Genomic DNA, 18,418 nt, shown 5'->3' with positions numbered 1-18,418 from the left:
GGCGGTCCGCGCGGGCGGCGGCGCGCGGGTGGCCGGGGTGCCGGTCGAGCCGCAGCCGACGCTCGGCCTCGCCCTCGCGGCCCTGGTGGCCACCGCGGTGCGGCGCCTGGCGGCCCGGCCCGCGCCGGCGATCGCCGGCGCGGCCCTGGCGGTGCTGGCCGGCGGGCCGCTGCTGTCGGCCCGGCCGACGTCCGGCGGCGCCTCGGTCGTCGCGGTCGCCGGCGTGCTCGCCTGGGTGGCCGGCGCCGGCGCCGGGCTGTGGCTGCGCCAGCTCGAGCAGCGCCGGGTCGAGGCCGCCGAGGCGGTGCGCCGGGAGGAGCGCCTCGCCCTGGCCCGCGAGCTGCACGACGTCGTCGCGCACCACGTCACCGGCATCGTCGTGCAGGCGCAGGCGGCGCGGGTCGTGGCCCGCCGGCGGCCCGAGGGCCTGGAGGAGTCCATCGCCGGGATCGAGGCGGCCGGCACGGAGGCCCTCGCCGCGATGCGCCGGGTCGTCGGGCTGCTGCGCGACGCGGGCGACGCCGCGCCGGCCACCAGCGAGCCCGAGCGGATCGAGACCCTGGTCGAGCGCTTCGGCGGCCGGGACGGCGCGCGCGAGGTGCGCCTCGACCTGCCGCCGGACGCCGCCGACTGGCCGCCGGAGCTGACCAGCACCGTCTACCGCATCGTGCAGGAGGCGCTGACCAACGTGGCCCGCCACGCTGTGCAGGCCGGTGTCGTGACCGTGCGGGTCGCGCTCGACGGCGACGAGGTCACCGTCGAGGTCACCGACGACGGCGCGCCCGCGCCCCGCGGCGGGCTCGGCCGGCCCGGCGGCTTCGGGCTGATCGGCATGCGCGAGCGGGTGGAGGCGCTCGGCGGTCGTCTGCTTGCCGGGCCCGGCGAGGGGCGCGGCTGGTCGGTGCAGGCCCGGTTGCCGCGATGATCCGGGTGCTCATCGCCGACGACCAGGCCATGGTGCGGGGCGGGCTGCGGCTGATCCTCGAGGACGCCGGCGACATCACCGTGGTCGGCGAGGCCGCCGACGGGGTGGCCGCGATCGAGGCGGCCCGGCGGCTGCGGCCCGACGTGTGCCTCGTCGACATCCGCATGCCGCGCCTCGACGGGCTCGAGGTCACCCGCGCCCTCGCCGGGCCGGGGGTCGCCGAGCCGCTGCGGGTCATCGTGGTCACGACGTTCGACCTCGACGAGTACGTCTACGGCGCGCTGCGCGGCGGAGCGGCCGGGTTCATCCTCAAGGACGCCGGGCCGGCGCTGCTGGTCGAGGCGGTGCGGGCCGCGCACGCGGGCGACGCGCTGGTGTCGCCGTCGATCACGGTGCGGCTGCTCAGGCACCTGCGCCCGCCGGGCAGGGCCCTGGCCGTGGATGCGCGCCTGTCCGCGCGGGAGCTGGAGGTCGTGCGGCTCATCGCGCGCGGGCGCACCAACCAGGAGCTCGGCGCGGCGCTGTTCATCTCGCTGAGCACCGTGAAGAGCCACGTGTCGACGATCCAGACCAAGCTCGGGCTGCGCAACCGGGTCGAGATCGCCGCCTGGGCGTGGGAGCACGGGGTTGCGGGCGAGCCGTAGTCTCGTACGCGTGTCCGAATCCAGCACCGTGCCCGGCCTGCGGTACACCGCGGAATGGATCACCACCGACGAAGAGCTCGCGCTGCTCGCGGCCGTCGACGCCGCTCCCTGGTCCACCGAGCTGCGCCGCCGGGTGCAGCACTACGGCATGCGCTACGACTACACCAGCCGCGCGGTCGCGGCCCGCGAGCGCACCCCGCTGCCCGACTGGGCGGTGGCGCTCGGCGCCCGCCTGACGTTCGAGCCCGACCAGGTGATCGTCAACGAGTACCTGCCCGGGCAGGGCATCAGCGCGCACACCGACTGCGTTCCGTGCTTCGGCCCCGAGGTCGCCGCGGTCAGCCTCGGCTCGGCCTGCACGATGGAGTTCGCCCACGACGGCGTGCGGGTCGACGTGCCGCTCGCGGCGCGCAGCCTGTGCCTGATGACGGGGCCGGCGCGCTACGAGTGGCGCCACGCGATCGCGGCCCGCAAGAGCGACCCGTCGCCCGGCGGCGGCCGGACCGCGCGCGGCCGCCGGGTCTCGGTCACGTTCCGCACGGTGCTCACCGAGCCGGCCCGCTGAATCGATGCGTTGCCGCGGAACCGCGGCACCCGGCCGCACGTCTCAAGGTCATGCTGCGCAGAATCGCGAGCGCGATGCTCGCCCTGGCGGTCGTGGTGCTGGCCGGTTGCGCCCGAACCGGGGACGGCGCCGTCGAGCACCCCGCCGGCGTCGACGAGGCCGAGGTCTACGCCGCGGTGCTGCGGCGATACCTCGGTACCCCCTCGGAGAACTCCTTCCCGGACCGCGCCTTCCCCGCCGTCTACGTGCTCGACCAGGCCCATGCCGACGCCGCCGATCCGGCGGGCCCGAGCCCGTCCGTCACGCCGATCACGGCGGACACCCAGCGCGCCGTGGTGGCCGCGCTGGACGGCACCGCCAAGGTGGTGTTCGTCGCGACCCGCGAGGCCGTGGTGGAGACCCGCGACGGCTGCGCCCAGGTCATGGACGGCGGCATCCTCGTGACGCTCGGCCCGCCGCGCGGCGACGAGGACCGGGTGACGGTCGCCGTCAACGGGTTCGTCGCGTGCCTCGGCGCGACCTGGCTGACGTACGTCGTGCGCCACGACCCGGGCACCGGCTGGCGCGTCACCGGCACCACGGGCACGATGGCCGTCGCCTGACCGGCGCTCAGACCGCGCGCGGCGAGACCAGGCCCGACTCGTAGGCGATGACGACGAGCTGCGCGCGGTCGCGGGCGTGCAGCTTGGTCATGGCGCGGTTGATGTGGGTCTTCGCGGTGACCGGGCTGATCGCCATGCGCGCGGCGATCTCGAGGTTGGACAGGCCGTTTGCGACCAGGGCGACGGCCTCGCGCTCCCGGGCGGTGAGGTGATCGAGCGCGGCGTCGGGGACGGGCTGCGGCGGCTGCGCGACGAACCGGTCGATCAGCCGGCGCGTGATCGAGGGCGCGAGCAGCGCGTCGCCGCGGGCCGCGACGCGCACGGCGTGCAGGAAGTCCTCCGGCAGGACGTCCTTGACGAGGAACCCGGCCGCGCCGGCCCGCAGCGCCTCGAGCACGTACTCGTCGAGCCCGTAGTTGGTCAGCACGACGACGTGCACCCCGTCCAGGGCCGGGTCGGCGGCGATGCGCCGGGTCGCCTCGATGCCGTCGACCACGGGCATCCGCACGTCGACGAGCGCGACGTCGGGCCGGTGCCGCTGCGCCAGCGCCACCCCTTCGGCGCCGTCGCCGGCCTCGGCCACGACCTCGATGTCGTCCTCGGCCCCGAGCAGCGCCCGGAAGCCGCTGCGGATGAGCGGCTGGTCGTCGACGATCAGGACACGGATCACGGTGCCGGCTCCACCGGCAGCTCGGCGCGGACAGTGAACCCGCCGCCGCGGCGCGGCTCGGCGCGCAGCAGCCCACCGAGCGCCGTCACCCGCTCGCGCATCCCGAGCAGGCCGACCCCGGGCACCGGCGGCGCCTGCGGCGTGGCCCGCCCGTCGTCGTCGACCTGGACGATCACGGCACCGGCCCGGTACTCGATCCGCACCGCCGCCGCGGCCGAGGCGGCATGGCGCACGACGTTGGTCAGCGACTCCTGCACGATCCGGTACCCGGTCCGGTCCACCGCGGCGGGCACGCCGGCGCGGTCGCCCTCGACCGTCAGCGACGCCTCCAGACCGCCCGCCCGGGCCCGCTCGACGAGGTCCGGGACGTGCTCGAGCCCGTACGGCGGCGACCGGTCGTCGTCGCGCAGCGCCTCGAGCGTCGCCCGCAGCTCGCGCGCCGCCTCCCGCCCGGCGTCCCGGATCGCCAGCAGCGCCTCCGGCACGGGCTCGCCGCGCTTGCGCGCCACGTGCACGGCGGCCTCGGCCTGCACCTTGATCACCGAGATCTGGTGCGTGAGCGAGTCGTGCAGCTCCCGGGCGATGTGCAGCCGCTCCTCGTCGGCGCGGCGCCGCGCGACCTCCTCGCGGGTGCGTTCGGCCTCGTCCGCGCGCCGCTCGGCCTGGCGCAGCGCCTCGCCCGCCGCGGCGGCGGCGATCAGCCAGGCCAGCTCGAGCACGCCCCGCGCCTGCTCGAACGCCGCGCCCGCGGCCAGGCCCGACGCCATCGCCGCCAGCGGCAGCGCGACCAGCGTGACCACGCTCGTCGCCAGGGTGGCCCTGCGGTGGCCGGCGCGCATCGCGGCGTACACGGCGACGAGGTACGCGACCGCGAACACGTTGAACCCGGCCGCCCGGTAGCCCACGGCGCAGGCGGCGGTGACGGCCAGGACGGCCGACGGCGCGCGGCGACTCGCGGCCAGCGCCAGGCCGCCACCGGCCAGCAGCGCGTAGCCGACCGGTTCGAGGCCGGTCGCGGCGTCCTCGGACACCCCGCCGAGCACCAGGATGACCGCGACCCCGGCGGCGATCGCCCAGTCGCGGACGCCGATGCGTGCGCCGCCCATGTGGGCACCCTAGCCCGGCTTGCCGTGCGGCGAATCCTGCGCGCGGACCGGCCGCGGCTACTGCGCGCGCAGTAGGCCCGATGCCAACGCCGGCACGATGCGCCGCGGCGGCCCGGCCGACACGATCGGTTGCCATGGACATCCATCTGCTCTACGCCGCGTCGACCGTCGGCGCGCATACCCTGACCCTCGACCGCCTCGTCGCCACGGCGGCCGCCCTGGCGGCGCTGGCCGCCGCGGTCGTCGGAGCCCTGACGCTGATGCGACGCCTGGGCCGCTTCGCGAAGCGCGGCCCCGCGTTCGCCCTGGTCGCCGGCGCCGCCGGCGCGGTCGTCGGCGGCCTGGTGCTGGCCACCGCCGACGGCGGGCCCGGCACCGGCAACGGCGTGGTCGGCGCCGCCGCGGCCGTGGTCCTCGGCCTGCTCGCCGTGGTGTTCGGCGCACTGACCAGGTTTCGCATCAAATCTGTTTGATGTATTCTCGGGTCGTGGGACCGCCCGCGTTCCTGCAGGCGCTGGGGCATCCCGTGCGGTGGCGGCTGCTGGCCGAGCTGGCCCGCAGTGACCGCCAGGTGCACGAGCTCACCGCGCTGCTCGGCGATCAGCAGAGCCTGGTGTCGTACCACCTGGGCCTGCTGCGCAAGGCCGAGCTCGTCCGGGCCCGGCGCAGCGCCGCCGACGGCCGCGACGTCTACTACCGCCTCGATCTGACCCGCTGCGGCCAGCTGCTGGCCGCAGCGGGCGGGGCGCTGCACCCCGGCCTGCGCTACGCGCCGCCACAGATCCCGTCGCCGCGACCGGCGCGGGTGCTGTTCCTGTGCACCGGTAACAGCTCCCGGTCCCAGATGGCCGAGGCCCTGCTGCGCGTCCGGTCCGGCGGCACGGTGGCGGCGTTCAGCGCGGGCAGCCGCCCCAGACCGATCCACCCCGACGCGGTGGCGGCGATGGCCGAGCGCGGCATTGACCTCTCCATCGCCCGGCCGAAGCACCTCGACGAGCTCGCCGGGCAGCGCTTCGACCACGTGATCACGCTGTGCGACCGCGTCCGGGAGGTGTGCCCGGAGTTCCCCGGCGAGCCGGCGGCCGTGCACTGGAGCGTCCCGGACCCGGCCGCCGACCCGGAGGGCCGCCCGGCGTTCGACCGCGTCGCCGACGAGCTCGCCGAGCGGATCGGTTTCCTGCTCTTCGCATTGGAGGCATCATGACGACCGGCATCACCGACAGCACCGTCCACGTCCGGTACCTCGTCGACGACGTGCGGGCCGCGCTGGACTTCTACACCGCGCACCTAGGCTTCACGGCCGGCACCGTGTTCCTGCCCGCCTTCGCCGACGTGCGCCGCGGCAACCTGCGCCTTCTCCTGTCCGGTCCGGCCAGCTCGGCGGGCCGCCCGATGCCGGACGGCCGCACGCCCCACCCCGGCGGCTGGAACCGCATCCACCTGCTCGTCGCGGACATCGACGCCGAGGTCGCCCGCCTGCGCGCCGAGGGCGTCGAGTTCCGCAGCGACGTGGTCACCGGGCCGGGCGGCCGGCAGATCGTTTTCGACGATCCGGCCGGCAACCCGGTCGAGCTGTTCCAGCCGGCCGGCGCCTGAGCGACCCGGCGACGGTCAGGCGGGCCGCAGGGCGGCGAGGGTCACGTCGACGAGGCGGCCGCGGGCCGCGCGGGTGGCCGGCAGGTCGGCGGCGGCGCCTAGGGCGTGCAGGCAGAACGCGGCGAGCTCGGCCGCGGAGACGTCGGTGCGCACGGTGCCGGCCTCGGCCGCGGCCCGCACGACGCCCGTCAGCAGCGCGTGCAGCTGGTGGCGGGCGTGGTGCAGGTGCTCGGCGCGGTGCAACGGCACGGCCAGGTCCGGCCCGTGGCCGACCGGGGCGGTGCCGGGCTGGTGCCGCCCGCCGGTCAGCTCGGCGAGGGTGCTCAGCACGGTCCGGAGCCGTTCGCCCGGCTCGGCGTCGGCCGACGCGGCCTGCGTGAGCTGCGCCAGGTGCTCGCCCACCTGCCGCTCGTGCCAGGCGACGACGATCGCCTCCACGTCCGGGAAGTACTTGTACAGCGTCGCCCGGCCGATCCCGGCCCGGGCGGCGATCTGCGACATCGTCACGCCGGCCAGCCCCTGCTCGGCGACCAGCGCCGCGGTGGTGTCCAGGATCGCCGCGTGCACGGTGCGCCGGTGCTCGTCGATGGTCGCGTTCCACAGCCTCGGCACCCGCTCATCGTACACCGCGACTCGACCGCGACACTCTGTCTTGTAAAAAGACAATGTGTATTGCAAAGTGGAGCCCGTGATGAGAGAACCGACCCCTCGCTGGGTCAAGGCGTTCGTGGTCGCCGGGATCGTCGTTGCCGTGCTGGTGGTCGTGATGCTCGTGAGCGGGCACGGGCCGGGGCAGCACATGCACCACGGCGGTGCGCGGTGACGATGCGCCCGCCGGTGCGCCGGATCGGGCTGGTGCTGCATGTCGGCGCGTCCGTCGGCTGGCTCGGCGCCGTGTCCGCCTCGCTGGCACTGGGGGTGGTGGGGCTGGCCGCCACCGACCCGGGCGTGGTCCGCGGTGCGTACCTGGTGCTGGAGCCGGTCGGCTGGTGGACGCTGCTGCCGTTCAGCGTGGCCGGCCTGGTGACCGGTCTGGTCCAGTCGCTCGGCACGAGCTGGGGGCTCGCCCGGCACTACTGGGTGCTGGTCAAGCTGGTGATGAACCTGTTCGCCACCGGGGTCCTGCTGCTGTACATGCAGACGCTCGGGATGCTCGCCGACATGGCGCGCGACCCGGGCGTCGCGACGGCGGCGCTGCGCAGCGCGTCGCCCGTCGTGCACGCCGCCGCCGCGATCGGGCTGCTGCTCGTCGCGCTGGTGCTGTCGGTGTACAAGCCGCGCGGTGCGACGCCCTGGACCGGCCGGACGTAGCCGCTACGACGCGAACTCGGCCAGGGCCCGCAGCACGTGCTCGCGCGTCTCGTCGGTGGCGAGGTGGCCACCGGCCTCCACGACGTGCAGGCGCGAGCCGGGCCAGGCGCGGTGCAGCTCCCAGGCCGTGCGCAGCGGTCCGCCCAGGTCGAGCCGGCCGTGGATCAGCACCCCGGGGATGCCGGCGAGGCGGCCGGCCTCGCGCAGCAGCACGCCCTCGTCGAGCCAGGCGCCGTTGGCGAAGTAGTGCGCGCAGATCCGCACGAACGCCAGGCGGGCCAGGGCGGGGCGGTCGCCGTAGGGGTTGCTCGCGCCGCGCGTCTCGCCGGACAGCACGGCGTCCTCCCACGCGCACCAGTCCTGCGCGGCCCGCCACCGCACGTCGGGGTCGGGGTGTTCCATGAGCCGGGCGTAGGCGCCGACGATGTCGCCCTCGCCTGGCACGCCGGCGCCCGCGGCGAAACGCTCCCACTGCTCGGGGAAGAAACGGCCGACGCCGCGGTACAGCCAGTCGGTGTCGGCCCGCCGGGTCATCGTCACCGCCGGGATGACGACCTCGGACACCCGGTCCGGATGCCGCTCGGCGTAGGCGAGGATCAGCGTCGAGCCCCACGAGCCGCCGAGGAGCAGCCAGCGCTCGACGCCCAGGTGCTCGCGCAGCCGCTCCATGTCGGCGACCAGGTGCCAGGTGGTGTTGTGGCGCATGTCCGCGGCCGGGTCACTCGCGTGCGGCGTGCTGCGGCCGCAGCCGCGCTGGTCGAAGAGCACCACGCGGTACCGCTGCGGGTCGAACAGCCGGCGCGAGCCGGCGGCGCTACCGGAGCCCGGGCCGCCGTGCACGACGAGCGCCGGCTTGCCGGCGGGGTTCCCGCCGGCCTCCCAGTACACGAGCTGCCCGTCGCCGACGTCCAGCAGCCCCGAGTCATACGGTTCGATCGGCGGATACACCACCGCATTGTCGCCGAACCTGTGTTCTGATCTTCAGCATGGGCGAGACGACCTGGACGCGACTGCTGCCGCCGGCCGACGACCGGTTCGCAGCGATCGTCGCCGCCACCCCGCCCTATGCGCCGCACATCGACCCGGCCGGCTGGGACGACGAGCGGCGCCGCGCCGCCGCGCTGCGGGTGCACGCCGACGCCGTCGACGACCTCGGGCCGCCGACCTCCGGCTACTCCAACGTCATGGCCGCCCTGCACGAGCTCGGCGCCGGCGGGCTGGCGTGGTCGCGCGACGAGCTCGTCTGGTGCCTGCACCGGCTCACCGGCGCGATGCTGTACGACGGCGAGGCGTTCCGGGTGCCGGGCGTCGTCGCGGCCGCGCTCGACGCCGAGGCGCTCGACGGGCTCGCCGACGCGCTGCGGGCGGTCCTCGCCGCGGTCAACCGGCGCGGCATCAACGCCATCCCGGTCGCGGCGCGCACCGAGATCGCCGCACTTTACGGCGCGGCGATCGCCCGGGCGACCGCCGACCCGATCCCCGGCGACCTGCTGCACGCCGGCGACTCCTTCGGGCCCGCCGCCCGCCGCGACCTGCGCGCGGAGCTCGCCGTCCCGGGCGTGGCCGACGCGCTGCTGCACGCCGTGACGCTGAGCCGGCCGGTGCCGCCGGCGGGCTGGACCGCGACCGCCGCGCGGCTGCTGCCACCGGCCCGCGCGGCCGTGCGGGGGATTCTGGAGCGCTATTCGCGGTACCACGGATATCTCCACGACAGCACCGACCGGCTCGTGCGCGGCCTCACGTGCATGCTCGCCCTCGACGACGCCGCGGAGACCACCGCGCTCGTCGGGGCCGTCGCCCGCGCCGCCGGGTCGGCGCACCCGAAGTCGCTCGGGTTCCCGCGCGCGCCCCGCACCGCGGCCGCCGCCGTGCACATCCTCGCCGGCCGCGGCGGCGACGAACCCGTCCGGGTGCTCGCCGCGCTGTCGCTCACCGTCAAGAACAAGGCCCTGCTCGGCCGCGTCCAGGAGGCCCTGCAGCGCCTCGGCGCCCTGCGCGGCTGGGACCCCGGCCAGGCCGCCGAGCTGTCCGTCGACGACCACGGCCTGGACCGCGACCGGCGGCGCCGATTCGCGCACGAGGACTACGCGATCGTCCTCGAGATCGCCGAGGACAAGCCGCGGATACGGTACGAGAGAGCCGGCGCCCCGCTGCGCAGCGCACCCGCCGCCGTGCGCGGCACCCCGGCGCTGGCCGAGGCCCAGGAGCTGCGCAAACGGGTCGCGGCGACCCTCGCGGCCGAGAAGGGCCGGGTCGAGGGGCTGCTGTCGCAGGGGGGCGACTGGGACCCCGCCGACTGGGCCCGCCGCTACCTCGAGCACCCCGTCACCGGCGTATACGGGCGCCGCCTCATCTGGACCGCCGGCGGAGCCGCCGGGCTGCCCGAACGGCGCGACGGCGCCTGGGTGCTGCTCGACCCGGCGGGCGAGCCGGCCGAGGCGACGCCCAGCGCCCGCATCGCACTGTGGAGCCCCCTCGCGGCCCGGCCCGGTGACGTCGCCGCGTGGCGCGACCACGTCGCCGGGAGCGGGCTGCGCCAGCCGTTCAAGCAGGCATACCGCGAGTCGTACATCGTCACCCCCGCCGAGGAGCAGGCCGGCGAGCGGTCGATGCGCTTCGCCGGGCACGTCCTGCGGTACCGCCAGGCCAGCGCCCTCATGCGCGCCCGCGGCTGGCAGGCGACCTACCTCGGCACCTGGTCCAGCGGCGCCGACACCGACGCGACGAAGGTGTTCGGCGCCGGGCGGTGGCGCGCGACGTTCGAGCACGAGAGCGCGGGCGACGTGGTCGCGCCGCGGTACGACGTCGAGTTCTGCACCGCCGGCACGGTCGCCTTCGACCGCCGCGACGGCGCGCTGTGGGCCCGCACGGCGCTCGCCGACGTGCCGCCGGCGGTGTTCAGCGAGGCGATGCGCGACGTCGACCTGTTCGTCGGCGTGACCTCGATCGGCACCGACGACGCCTGGCCGGTGCGCTTCGCCGAGCGGCGCGAGCGCGCCGGATTCCGGGACCTGACCCCGATCGCCGAGGTGCGCCGCGAGGCCCTCGCCCGCATCGTGCCCCGGCTGCGGATCGCCGAGCGGTGCGAGCTGCAGCAGCGGTACCTGTGCGTGCGGGGCAAGCTGCGGGCGTACCGGATCCATCTCGGCTCCGGCAACATCCTCATGGAGCCCGGCGACACGTATCTGTGCATCGTCGCGGCGCCGGGCCGCGCCACCGGGACGATCCACCTGCCCTTCGACGACGACCCGATGCTGTCGCTGATCCTGTCCAAGGCGCTGCTGCTCGCCGCCGACGACACCATCACCGACCCCGACATCCGCCGCCAGATCGGGTCTGCGGGTGGCCGCGGTGCGTGACGGCCGGCTCATCGAGGACGTGCGGTTCCGGGCGGTCGAGGTGCCGCTGCTGGAGCCGTTCGCGATCGCCGGCGGCGCGCCCTCCGCGGCCCGCAACGTGTTCGTCCGCGTCGCGCTGCGCGACGGCACCGTCGGCTACGGCGAGGCCGCGCCGTTCGAGGCGGTCTCCGGCGAGACCCAGGCCGGGACCCTCGCTGCCGCCGAGGCCGCCGCGCGCCTGCTGCCCGGGCGCGACGTGGCGCAGTGGCGGGCGCTGCACGCCGAGCTGCGCCCGCGCCTGGCCGGCGCGCCCGCCGCGCTGTGCGGCATCGAGCAGGCGCTGTTCGACGCCCTCGCCCGCCACGCCGGCCTGCCGCTCGTCGACCTCTTCGGCGGCCGGGCCGGACCGCTGCGCACCGACGTCACCATCCCCGCCGGCGACGCCGAGCACGCGCGGCGCTCGGCCCGGCGGGCCGCCGCGGAGGGCTTCGCCACGCTGAAGGTCAAGACCGGCGCCGCCGGCTGGGAGTCCGACGTCGCGCGCCTGCTGGCCATCCGCGACGCGGCGCCGGAGGCCGGGCTGATCGTCGACGCCAACGGCGGGTACACCTTCGATGAGGCGCGCGTCTTCCTCGCGGCCCTTTCCCGGGCCGGCGTCCGCCTGAAGCTGTTCGAGCAGCCGGTCCCCGCCGACCGCCCGGAGCGGCTGCGCGACCTGGAGGCAGAGTTCGGCGTCCCGGTGTGCGCCGACGAGTCCGTGCGCAGCCCCGCCGACGCCCTGCGCATCGCCGCGATGGGCGGCGTGAGCGCCCTGAACGTCAAGCTGATGAAGTTCGGCGTCGTCGACGCCCTCGACGTGCTGGCGATCGCCCGCTCGGCCGGGATGACGTGCATGATCGGCGGCATGGTGGAGACGGCCGCGTCGATGTCCTTCTCGGCCGCGCTCGCCGAGGCGATGCAGCCACTGTGCGTGTACGTCGACCTCGACACGCCGCTGTTCATGCCGCCGGGCATCATCGCGGGCGGCCTGCGCTACTCCGGCGACGCCGTCACCCTGCCGCCCGCCCCCGGCACCGGCGTCGACCTGGAGCCCTGGTTTTGAGGCCGTTCCTGTGCGTGAGCTCATGGCCGGAGGTCTACCCGTCGGACCGGCGTGCCGGCTTCGACGCGGAGAACGTCGTGGCCGAGGCCGACGGTGCGGTACCGCTGCTGTGGCTGGCGCTCTTCCGCCCGGCCGACCTGAGCGAGGACGAGGCGACCGGCACCGCGCCGCTCGCCACCCGGGAGCGCGCCCTGGCGAACCTCGCCGCCGCCGTGCCGGCGCTCGACCGGCTCTTCGGCCCGCCGGTGTCCGCACACGCCGACCTGCTCCGCCAGGCACTGCCGTGGTTCCCCGGCGACTGGCTGACGATCGAATGGTGGGACGGGGAGCGGCCGGCCCCGCCCGACCCGGACGAGCTGCGCGCGGCGCTCGCCACCCTCGACGACCCGGCCGCCGGGCCCGGTCCGCTGCTGCGGCTGTGCGATCTGGACCCGGCGGAGCTGCCGGAACCGCCCCGGCCCGGCGCGCCGCTCCTGCCGCACCTGAACCGGCAGGCGGCCGGCCTGCGCCGGATCCTGGGCCGCGCGTCCCACCAGCTGGTCCCCTGGGAGCAGCCGATCTGATCCCGGCGGCGGTCCCGCCCGTACAACCGGGCGGGAGGTGCATCGTGACCCGAAGGAGACGGCGCGGCGAGGACGACCGCGAAGATCGGCGCCCCGAGCCTCGCGAGCCCGCCTGGTACGCCAACCGGGAGACCGCGGCGGGGATCTTCCACCGCCCGGCCCAGCCGGTCGCCGAGTTCCGCTACGAGAACTACCGGCAGCCCGAGCCCCGCCACGCCCGGGCCGAACGACCGCCGCCGCCGGAACCCGAGCCGGAGACCCGGGTCATCACGTGGCTGGACGAGTGATCGGCATCAGCGGGCGCAGCGCGGCGGCCCACGCGGCGCCCATCTTCGCGTAGCCGGCCTCGTTCGGGTGCACGCCGTCGGCGAGATCGGCGACGGTCACCGCCGCGTGCATGTCGACCAGGTGCACCTTCGGCCCGAGGGCCCGCAGCGCGTCCGGCAGCGCCGCGTTGTACGCCGCGACGCGCGTCTGCGCCGTGGCGTCCTGCAACGGAATGAGCGTGGCCACGAACACGTCGGCGTCGGGCGCCGTGCGCTGCACGTGCTCGACGAGCTTCGCGAGCCGCTGCGGCGCACCGGCCAGCTCGTACTCCTGGAACACGTCGTTCGTTCCGAGATGGATCAGCACGAACCGCGGGTCGGTGGCGTTGACCCACTTGGTGACGTCGGCGTCGATCTCGTCGATGCGCAGGCCCGGGTGGCCCTCGTTGTCCTGGTCCGGCAGGTCCGCCGGCCCGCTCTGCCGCGACCCGACGAAGTCGATCCGGGCGCCGGCGCCGGTCAGCTCCTTCCACAGCGCCGTGCGGTAGGCGCCGGGCACGGTGCGCCCGTCGGTGATGGAGTCCCCGAGCGGCAGGATTCGCACGGCCGGCGGTGTCGGGGTCCCGGCGGGCGTGCCGCCGCCGCAGCCGGCGAGGGCGAGGGCGGCGATCAGCAGGGCGGCGGCGCGACGCATCCCAGCATTCTGCCCCATAGGTGGCTCACAGGTTGGGTGGAGCGGGCGCGCAGGCGAGCCCTGGACGCTGACGTGCATGACGGACACTTACGAAGGGCGGCCGCTCCGGCGGCCCGATGCGCACATCGAGGACCAGGGGCTCGGCTTCGACCTGGAGACGGTGCTGGGCCGGCGGCACCTGCTGCGGGCGTTCGGGCTCGGCGCGGTCACCGTTGCCGGCCTCGCGGCCTGTTCGGACACTTCAGACTCTTCGGATATTTTGGATTCTTCGGATTCGTCCGGTTCGTCCTCGACTCCGTCTTCGTCGTCGGCTGAGATTCCCGACGAGACCGCCGGGCCTTACCCGGGCGACGGCTCCAACGGGCCCAACGTGCTCACGCAGAGCGGGATCGTGCGCAGCGACATCACGTCGAGCTTCGGCGGGTCGACCGGGATGGCTGAGGGTGTACCGATGACGCTCGAACTGTCCATCGTGGACCTTGCCGGCGGGGGAGGCCCGTTCGCCGGTGTCGCCGTCTACGTGTGGCACTGCGACCGGGCGGGCCGTTACTCGCTGTACTCGCAGGCGGTCACCGACCAGAACTACCTGCGGGGCGTGCAGGTCGCCGACGCGTCGGGCAAGGTGCGGTTCACCAGCATCTTCCCCGCCTGCTACGACGGGCGCTGGCCGCACATCCATTTCGAGGTGTACCGCAACCAGGACGCGATCTCGTCCGCCTCCAACGCCATCGCCACGTCCCAGGTCGCCTTGCCGAAGGAGACGTGCCAGACGGTGTACGCGCAGTCCGGCTACGAGGCATCGGTGACGAACCTCGCGCGCGTGTCGCTGCAGAACGACAACGTCTTCGGCGACGACGGCGCCGCACATCAGCTGGGAACGGCAACGGGCTCGGTGTCGTCGGGCTACGCGGTGTCGCTGACGGTGCCGGTCGACACCCGCACCACCCCCGCCCGCGGCGGCGCACCGGGCAGCCGGTGAGGCGTCGTTGGTGTAGAACTGCCTGGTGAGTGCCTCCTCGTCCGCCCAGCGCCTGCTGCTCCAGATCGCCGGCGCTGAGCCCGCCCATCTGCGCGAGGAGCTGGCGGCCGCGTTGCGCTCCGGCGCGATCGTGCACCCATGGAGCGTCGTGCCCGCCTCGCAGGCCGCGCCGGCCGTCCGCCTGCACGAGGTCGTCGAGGGCCGCCCCGAGGCCGAGGCGGCCCTGGCCGCCCCGGCCAAGAACGTCGGGATCGCCGAGGTTGCGCTCGAGACTTCGCGCCTGGTGGCGATCCTGCCCGACGGGGCCCGCCCCGCCGTGGTGCGCAGCACGGTCGAGCGCTGCGCGGCCCCCTTCCCGCCCGACTGGTCCTTCGAGTCGGCCCGCGTGCCCGCGGCGTTCGCCGCGGCCGAGTCGCCCGACGGCGTGGAGCACGCGCTCGGCAATGCCGGCGCGACCCTGTGCGGCCTTCCGCGGCGCAACGTCGAGCTGTACCGCCACCATTTCCGCCCCGGCCAACCCGGCTCCTGCCCCCGCTGCGGCGACCTGTCGGCCGATGCTCCTTCCGGGCCGAGCACCCAGGAGCGCCTGCACGGCCTGATCGCCGCCGCGGCCCCCGGCCCGCTGCGCGACGAGCTGGCCGCGGCCCTGGAGCGCGGCGCCGAGATCAGCCTGTGGATGGAGGGCCCCGGGTCCGGCTTCATCAAGCACCACGGCCGGCTGGAGCGCCTGACCGAGGGCCGGAAGGCGGTGGTCACGGCCCTGGAGTCGGACGGGCGGGTCGGCCTGGCCCACGTCCTGTACGGCGACTGGCGCTCAACGATCGTGCTCCGCGACGGTCGGCCACCCGTGATCGCCCGCGCCTTCGTCGGCTGGCCGCAGTGAGCTTCTACCGGAAGCTCGTCGACGGCGTGGCCCACGCCACGGAGACCGGCACCGTCCTGCTGTGCGGCACGCCCCTACCCCCGATGACCTTCATGGCCGGCTCGTTCGCGCCCGAAGCACCCGACGCCTGCCCGCGTTGCGTCGCCTTGGCCGCCGCGGCGCCACCCCGCCGGACGGTCGCCGAGCGGCTGCGCGACGAGATCGCCGGCGCCGAGCCGGCTCACCTGCGCGAGGAGCTGTCCGCCGCCCTGCTCGCCGGCGCCCCGGTGAACCCGTGGACCCACGGCGCCACCTCCGCCAGAGCGCGGCACTCGGCGCGCCTGCATGAGGCCCTGGAGGGCTTGGCCGAGGCCGAGGCCGCCCTGCAGTCGTCGTCGCCGGTGGGCGTGGCCATGGTGCGCACCGAGTCACATACCTTCGTCGCCATCATCCCCGAGACCGGCCGCCCGGCGGTCGTCCGTAGCTCGCCGCGCCGCCGCGCCCGCCCGCTCGCACCCGGCTGGAGCTTCGAGTCGGCCCGCGAGCCGGCCGTGTTCGCGGCCGCGTCCTCGGCAGACCGCGTGTTCCACGCCTACGACGGCACGGGTTCGTTGTGCGGCCTCCCCGAGGAGGCCTTGGAGGTCTACCTCCACCACTACGGGCCCGGTCCCTGCCCCCGCTGCGACGAGCTGGTCGCCGCCGCCCCGAAGCGCCCGAGCGCCCAGGAGCGCCTCCACCACCTGATCGCTTCGGCGGAGCCGGGCCCGCTGCGCGACGACCTGTCCGCGGCCCTGACCCAGGGCACCGAGATCACGCTGTGGCTCGGCAGCCTGGGCCCTTCCCTGGCGAAATCCGCCCGCCTGGACGAGCTGACCGAGAACGTCCCGGCGGTCGCGGCCGCTCTCTCCCGCAACGAGCACGTGAGCCTGGCCGACGTCCTGTACGGCAACTGGCGCTCGATCGTCGTCTTCCTCGGCGGCGACCCCCCGCTGATCGCCCGCGGCCCCACGTTGTAGCGTGGTGACTACGCTGAGTCGCATCGCAAGATCTAACTTTTTGGGGTCTGCTAGCGTTAGGGAGAAAGAACGGAAGCCGCTCCCGGGCGCTACGGGAGCAGGGCGAGCTTGCCGCGCAGGCCGCCTTCCTCGGCGCGGCGGTGCGCCTCGGCCGCCGACGACAGGGGCAGGCGATCCGCGACGCGGGTCACCAGTCGGCCCGCCGCCAGCTCCGACAGCAGCGCCGCCAGGCCCTCCGAGGACGGCACCACGCCGACCTTGGCGACCCGGATGTCGCGCTCCGACGGCGGCGTGCTCGGGTCGGTGACCGAGATGCACGTGCCGCCGTCGCGGACCGCGTGCAGCACGCCGCCGTACGAGGCGGCGTCCAGCGCCGCGTCGAACGAGGACGGCTGCAGGGCGGTGCCGCGGGTCAGGACCTCCTTCGCGCCCAGCGACGCGACGTAGGACTCGTCGCCGGGGGAGGCGATCGCGGTCACCGACAGGCCCGCCGCGACCGCCAGCTGGACCGCGAAACCGCCGACGCCGCCGCTGGCGCCCGTGATCAACAGGCGGGTGCCCGCTGGGAGGGCCGCCAGCGCCAGGGCCTGCTGGGCCGTCAGGCCGTTCAGGGCCAGGGTCGCCGCCTCGGCCGGGTCCACGCCCGCCGGGATCGGGGCGAGCCACGCGGGGTCGGCCAGGACCACGTCGGCGTAGGTGCCGGTCGCGCCGGCCTCCGCGAACCACGGGACCAGGCCCGCCACCGCGGTGCCGTCCTGCGTGACGCCCGCGAAGTCCCAGCCGAGCACGAACGGCGGGGTCAGGCCGGGGATCAGGCCGGCCCGGGTCACCACGTCGACGGGGTTGACCACCGCCGCCGTCACGCGGACCGGGACGCGGCCTGGGGTCGGTGCCGGGTCGGGGCGTTGCGTGCCGACCAGGACGCCGGCGTCGCCGAACCGCGAGACCTCGACTACGAACATCGTTCCTCCTCCAGTGGGCTACGTGGCCAAGCGTCCACCGGGGCAGGTACTGTCGGTAAGTAGGTACCTTTTAGTGCCTATCCCACCGGGAGGAGCCCCGAACGTGACCAAGACGGCCGAGCAGCGACGCCTCGACGAGCGGGTGCTGTACGACGCGTTCATGGCCGCCTGCCCGACCCGGCAGGTGTTCGCCACCATCGGGGACAAGTGGGCGGGGCTGGTCGTCAACGCCCTCGCCGACGGGCCGCGGCGGCACGGGGAGCTGCGCGTGCGCATCGCGGGGGCCAGCCAGAAGATGCTCACGCAGACGCTGCGGACGCTGGAGCGCGACGGGCTCGTGACCCGCACCGTCACCCCGTCGGTGCCGGTGCGGGTCGACTACGAGCTGACGGCGCTGGGTCACACGCTGGTGCCGATCCTCGCCGCCCTCAAGAGCTGGTCGGAGTCGAACATCGGCGAGATCCTGCAGGCCCGCGAGGACTACGACGCGAGGGAGACCGTGTAGGGCTCGGCCGGCTCGGCGACGCGCGCCCGGCCGAGGACGCGGGTGCCGGCGAAGGCCAGCGTGGCCAGCATCGGCAGGGTGCCCACGGCCGGCAGGACCGGGGTGTCGTACGGCATGAACAGCAGCCCCGCGTACCCGGCCACGATGGCGGGCACCGTCCACCAGCCGACCACACCGGCACGGGACAGGCCGACGAACGTCAGCAGCAGCGCGAGCGAGACCAGCGGGCCGGGGCTGAACGCCAGCTGCAGCGCCGGGTGGGCGAGGACCTTGTCCGACACGACGACGGCCTGCTCGATCGGCAGGTTGCGGCCCAGCTCCATGTGGAACCAGTCGGACATCAGCGCGCCGGACATCTCGATGAGGCCGAGCGCGCCGAGCAGCGCGCCGAGCACCGTGAGCACGCCGCCGCGGCGGCCGCGGACCAGCAGCGGCACGGCGAGCAGGCCGACGCCCATGAGCAGGTTGCCGTAGTGCAGCAGCAGCGCCGACAGCTGGGTGGTGAACGGGTCGGCGGCCAGGGAGTGCAGGTAGGTGGCCTTGCTGTCGTCGCCCTGCGGCGGCGAGGTGGCGAGGCCGGCGAAGAAGGAGGCGGCGCCCGCGATGAGGGCGGTGCCGGCGGCTATCTGCATGACCCGCTTGGCGGGGGAGTTGGTGTTCGTCATGGCCTGAACGCTATGGGCGGAGGCCACCGCGACGCTGCCTGCGCACG

Annotated in this window: 24 protein-coding genes; 17 read left to right on the top strand and 7 right to left on the bottom strand. The window is 75.3% G+C overall.

Annotated elements, in window-relative coordinates; translation table 11 throughout:
* The 4 genes from ABD901_RS50955 to ABD901_RS50940 all read left to right on the top strand — a co-directional run.
* Window positions 1-925, top strand: a 925-nt coding sequence (locus ABD901_RS50955; protein ID WP_345140979.1) for a sensor histidine kinase, incomplete at its 5' end; no start/stop codon positions are given.
* On the top strand, window positions 922-1,569 hold the full coding sequence (locus ABD901_RS50950) for a response regulator (protein ID WP_345140976.1): 648 nt from the start codon (window positions 922-924) through the stop codon (window positions 1,567-1,569). The genes ABD901_RS50955 and ABD901_RS50950, both read left to right, overlap by 4 nt.
* Before the next feature lie 10 nt (window positions 1,570-1,579).
* The gene (locus ABD901_RS50945; RefSeq protein WP_345140973.1) at window positions 1,580-2,134 is read left to right on the top strand and encodes an alpha-ketoglutarate-dependent dioxygenase AlkB; all 555 of its coding nucleotides are present in this window, start codon (window positions 1,580-1,582) and stop codon (window positions 2,132-2,134) included.
* A 50-nt stretch (window positions 2,135-2,184) separates the two neighbouring features.
* Window positions 2,185-2,736: a hypothetical protein gene (locus tag ABD901_RS50940; RefSeq protein WP_345140970.1), complete on the top strand. Its 552-nt coding sequence runs from the start codon at window positions 2,185-2,187 to the stop codon at window positions 2,734-2,736.
* A gap of 7 nt (window positions 2,737-2,743) precedes the next feature.
* On the opposite strand, the gene ABD901_RS50935 is transcribed toward ABD901_RS50940, so the two are convergent.
* Entirely contained in the window at window positions 2,744-3,406 is a 663-nt protein-coding gene (locus ABD901_RS50935; protein WP_345140967.1) for a response regulator, read from the bottom strand.
* Window positions 3,403-4,512 carry an ATP-binding protein gene (locus ABD901_RS50930; RefSeq protein ID WP_345140964.1) on the bottom strand — a complete coding sequence of 370 codons (1,110 nt, stop codon included), beginning with the start codon at window positions 4,510-4,512 and terminating at the stop codon, window positions 3,403-3,405. The genes ABD901_RS50935 and ABD901_RS50930 overlap by 4 nt, the downstream gene beginning before the upstream one ends.
* Before the next feature lie 134 nt (window positions 4,513-4,646).
* Here ABD901_RS50930 and ABD901_RS50925 point away from each other — a divergent pair, with 134 nt between their 5' ends.
* Genes ABD901_RS50925 through ABD901_RS50915 form a run of 3 tightly spaced genes read left to right on the top strand, consistent with a single transcriptional unit; the run spans window position 4,647 to window position 6,108 of the window.
* Complete coding sequence (locus tag ABD901_RS50925) at window positions 4,647-4,985, top strand: DUF6223 family protein (RefSeq protein ID WP_345140961.1); 339 nt, start codon at window positions 4,647-4,649, stop codon at window positions 4,983-4,985.
* A 14-nt stretch (window positions 4,986-4,999) separates the two neighbouring features.
* Window positions 5,000-5,716: a metalloregulator ArsR/SmtB family transcription factor gene (locus ABD901_RS50920; protein WP_345140958.1), complete on the top strand. Its 717-nt coding sequence runs from the start codon at window positions 5,000-5,002 to the stop codon at window positions 5,714-5,716.
* Window positions 5,713-6,108, top strand: coding sequence for a VOC family protein (locus tag ABD901_RS50915; protein ID WP_345140955.1), 396 nt, complete (start codon window positions 5,713-5,715; stop codon window positions 6,106-6,108). Before ABD901_RS50920 ends, ABD901_RS50915 begins: the two co-directional genes overlap by 4 nt.
* A gap of 15 nt (window positions 6,109-6,123) precedes the next feature.
* On the opposite strand, the gene ABD901_RS50910 is transcribed toward ABD901_RS50915, so the two are convergent.
* A complete protein-coding gene (locus ABD901_RS50910; RefSeq protein WP_345140952.1) occupies window positions 6,124-6,720 on the bottom strand; it encodes a TetR/AcrR family transcriptional regulator in 597 nt (198 codons plus the stop codon).
* Between the two features lie 79 nt (window positions 6,721-6,799).
* Here ABD901_RS50910 and ABD901_RS50905 point away from each other — a divergent pair, with 79 nt between their 5' ends.
* Together ABD901_RS50905 and ABD901_RS50900 are read left to right on the top strand one after the other, a co-directional pair.
* Window positions 6,800-6,931 (top strand): hypothetical protein, encoded by a 132-nt coding sequence (locus ABD901_RS50905; protein ID WP_345140949.1) that lies wholly within the window; start codon window positions 6,800-6,802, stop codon window positions 6,929-6,931.
* Window positions 6,932-6,933: 2 nt separating this feature from the next.
* Window positions 6,934-7,419: a DUF2269 domain-containing protein gene (locus ABD901_RS50900; protein ID WP_345140988.1), complete on the top strand. Its 486-nt coding sequence runs from the start codon at window positions 6,934-6,936 to the stop codon at window positions 7,417-7,419.
* Between the two features lie 3 nt (window positions 7,420-7,422).
* Here ABD901_RS50900 and pip read toward each other — a convergent pair whose 3' ends face one another.
* Window positions 7,423-8,367, bottom strand: a complete 945-nt coding sequence (pip, locus tag ABD901_RS50895; RefSeq protein ID WP_345140945.1) for a prolyl aminopeptidase — start codon at window positions 8,365-8,367, stop codon at window positions 7,423-7,425.
* Between the two features lie 38 nt (window positions 8,368-8,405).
* On the opposite strand from pip, the gene ABD901_RS50890 reads away from it, so the two are divergent.
* From ABD901_RS50890 to ABD901_RS50875, 4 genes are read left to right on the top strand one after another with little or no spacing between them, the layout of a single operon-like run.
* Window positions 8,406-10,778, top strand: coding sequence for a DUF4132 domain-containing protein (locus ABD901_RS50890; RefSeq protein WP_345140942.1), 2,373 nt, complete (start codon window positions 8,406-8,408; stop codon window positions 10,776-10,778).
* Window positions 10,762-11,859, top strand: a complete 1,098-nt coding sequence (locus tag ABD901_RS50885; protein WP_345140939.1) for a dipeptide epimerase — start codon at window positions 10,762-10,764, stop codon at window positions 11,857-11,859. Before ABD901_RS50890 ends, ABD901_RS50885 begins: the two co-directional genes overlap by 17 nt.
* A 14-nt stretch (window positions 11,860-11,873) precedes the next feature.
* The gene (locus tag ABD901_RS50880; protein WP_345140936.1) at window positions 11,874-12,422 is read left to right on the top strand and encodes a hypothetical protein; all 549 of its coding nucleotides are present in this window, start codon (window positions 11,874-11,876) and stop codon (window positions 12,420-12,422) included.
* A gap of 44 nt (window positions 12,423-12,466) precedes the next feature.
* A complete protein-coding gene (locus ABD901_RS50875; protein WP_345140933.1) occupies window positions 12,467-12,709 on the top strand; it encodes a hypothetical protein in 243 nt (80 codons plus the stop codon).
* Here ABD901_RS50875 and ABD901_RS50870 read toward each other — a convergent pair.
* On the bottom strand, window positions 12,690-13,382 hold the full coding sequence (locus ABD901_RS50870) for an SGNH/GDSL hydrolase family protein (protein ID WP_345140930.1): 693 nt from the start codon (window positions 13,380-13,382) through the stop codon (window positions 12,690-12,692). The genes ABD901_RS50875 and ABD901_RS50870 overlap by 20 nt on opposite strands.
* 76 nt (window positions 13,383-13,458) lie before the next feature.
* Between ABD901_RS50870 and ABD901_RS50865 the strand changes: the two genes are divergently transcribed.
* Genes ABD901_RS50865 through ABD901_RS50855 form a run of 3 tightly spaced genes read left to right on the top strand, consistent with a single transcriptional unit; the run spans window position 13,459 to window position 16,239 of the window.
* Window positions 13,459-14,361 (top strand): intradiol ring-cleavage dioxygenase, encoded by a 903-nt coding sequence (locus ABD901_RS50865; RefSeq protein ID WP_345140926.1) that lies wholly within the window; start codon window positions 13,459-13,461, stop codon window positions 14,359-14,361.
* Between the two features lie 25 nt (window positions 14,362-14,386).
* Complete coding sequence (locus tag ABD901_RS50860; protein ID WP_345140923.1) at window positions 14,387-15,244, top strand: hypothetical protein; 858 nt, start codon at window positions 14,387-14,389, stop codon at window positions 15,242-15,244.
* Window positions 15,241-16,239 (top strand): hypothetical protein, encoded by a 999-nt coding sequence (locus ABD901_RS50855; protein WP_345140920.1) that lies wholly within the window; start codon window positions 15,241-15,243, stop codon window positions 16,237-16,239. Before ABD901_RS50860 ends, ABD901_RS50855 begins: the two co-directional genes overlap by 4 nt.
* Before the next feature lie 89 nt (window positions 16,240-16,328).
* On the opposite strand, the gene ABD901_RS50850 is transcribed toward ABD901_RS50855, so the two are convergent.
* Window positions 16,329-17,201 carry an NADP-dependent oxidoreductase gene (locus ABD901_RS50850; protein WP_345140917.1) on the bottom strand — a complete coding sequence of 291 codons (873 nt, stop codon included), beginning with the start codon at window positions 17,199-17,201 and terminating at the stop codon, window positions 16,329-16,331.
* 160 nt (window positions 17,202-17,361) lie between these two features.
* On the opposite strand from ABD901_RS50850, the gene ABD901_RS50845 reads away from it, so the two are divergent.
* Window positions 17,362-17,706, top strand: coding sequence for a winged helix-turn-helix transcriptional regulator (locus ABD901_RS50845; RefSeq protein ID WP_345140986.1), 345 nt, complete (start codon window positions 17,362-17,364; stop codon window positions 17,704-17,706).
* Here ABD901_RS50845 and ABD901_RS50840 read toward each other — a convergent pair.
* The gene (locus ABD901_RS50840) at window positions 17,682-18,371 is read right to left on the bottom strand and encodes a hypothetical protein (RefSeq protein ID WP_345140913.1); all 690 of its coding nucleotides are present in this window, start codon (window positions 18,369-18,371) and stop codon (window positions 17,682-17,684) included. The two genes, ABD901_RS50845 and ABD901_RS50840, sit on opposite strands and share 25 nt — an antisense overlap.
* Between the last annotated feature and the right edge of the window lie 47 nt (window positions 18,372-18,418).

The sequence above is a fragment of the Dactylosporangium darangshiense genome (assembly GCF_039537565.1).
In the GTDB taxonomy this organism is placed as follows: domain Bacteria; phylum Actinomycetota; class Actinomycetes; order Mycobacteriales; family Micromonosporaceae; genus Dactylosporangium; species Dactylosporangium darangshiense.
The sequence above is the reverse complement of the archived record's forward strand: the minus strand, read 5'-3'. Positions and strand labels throughout refer to the sequence as shown.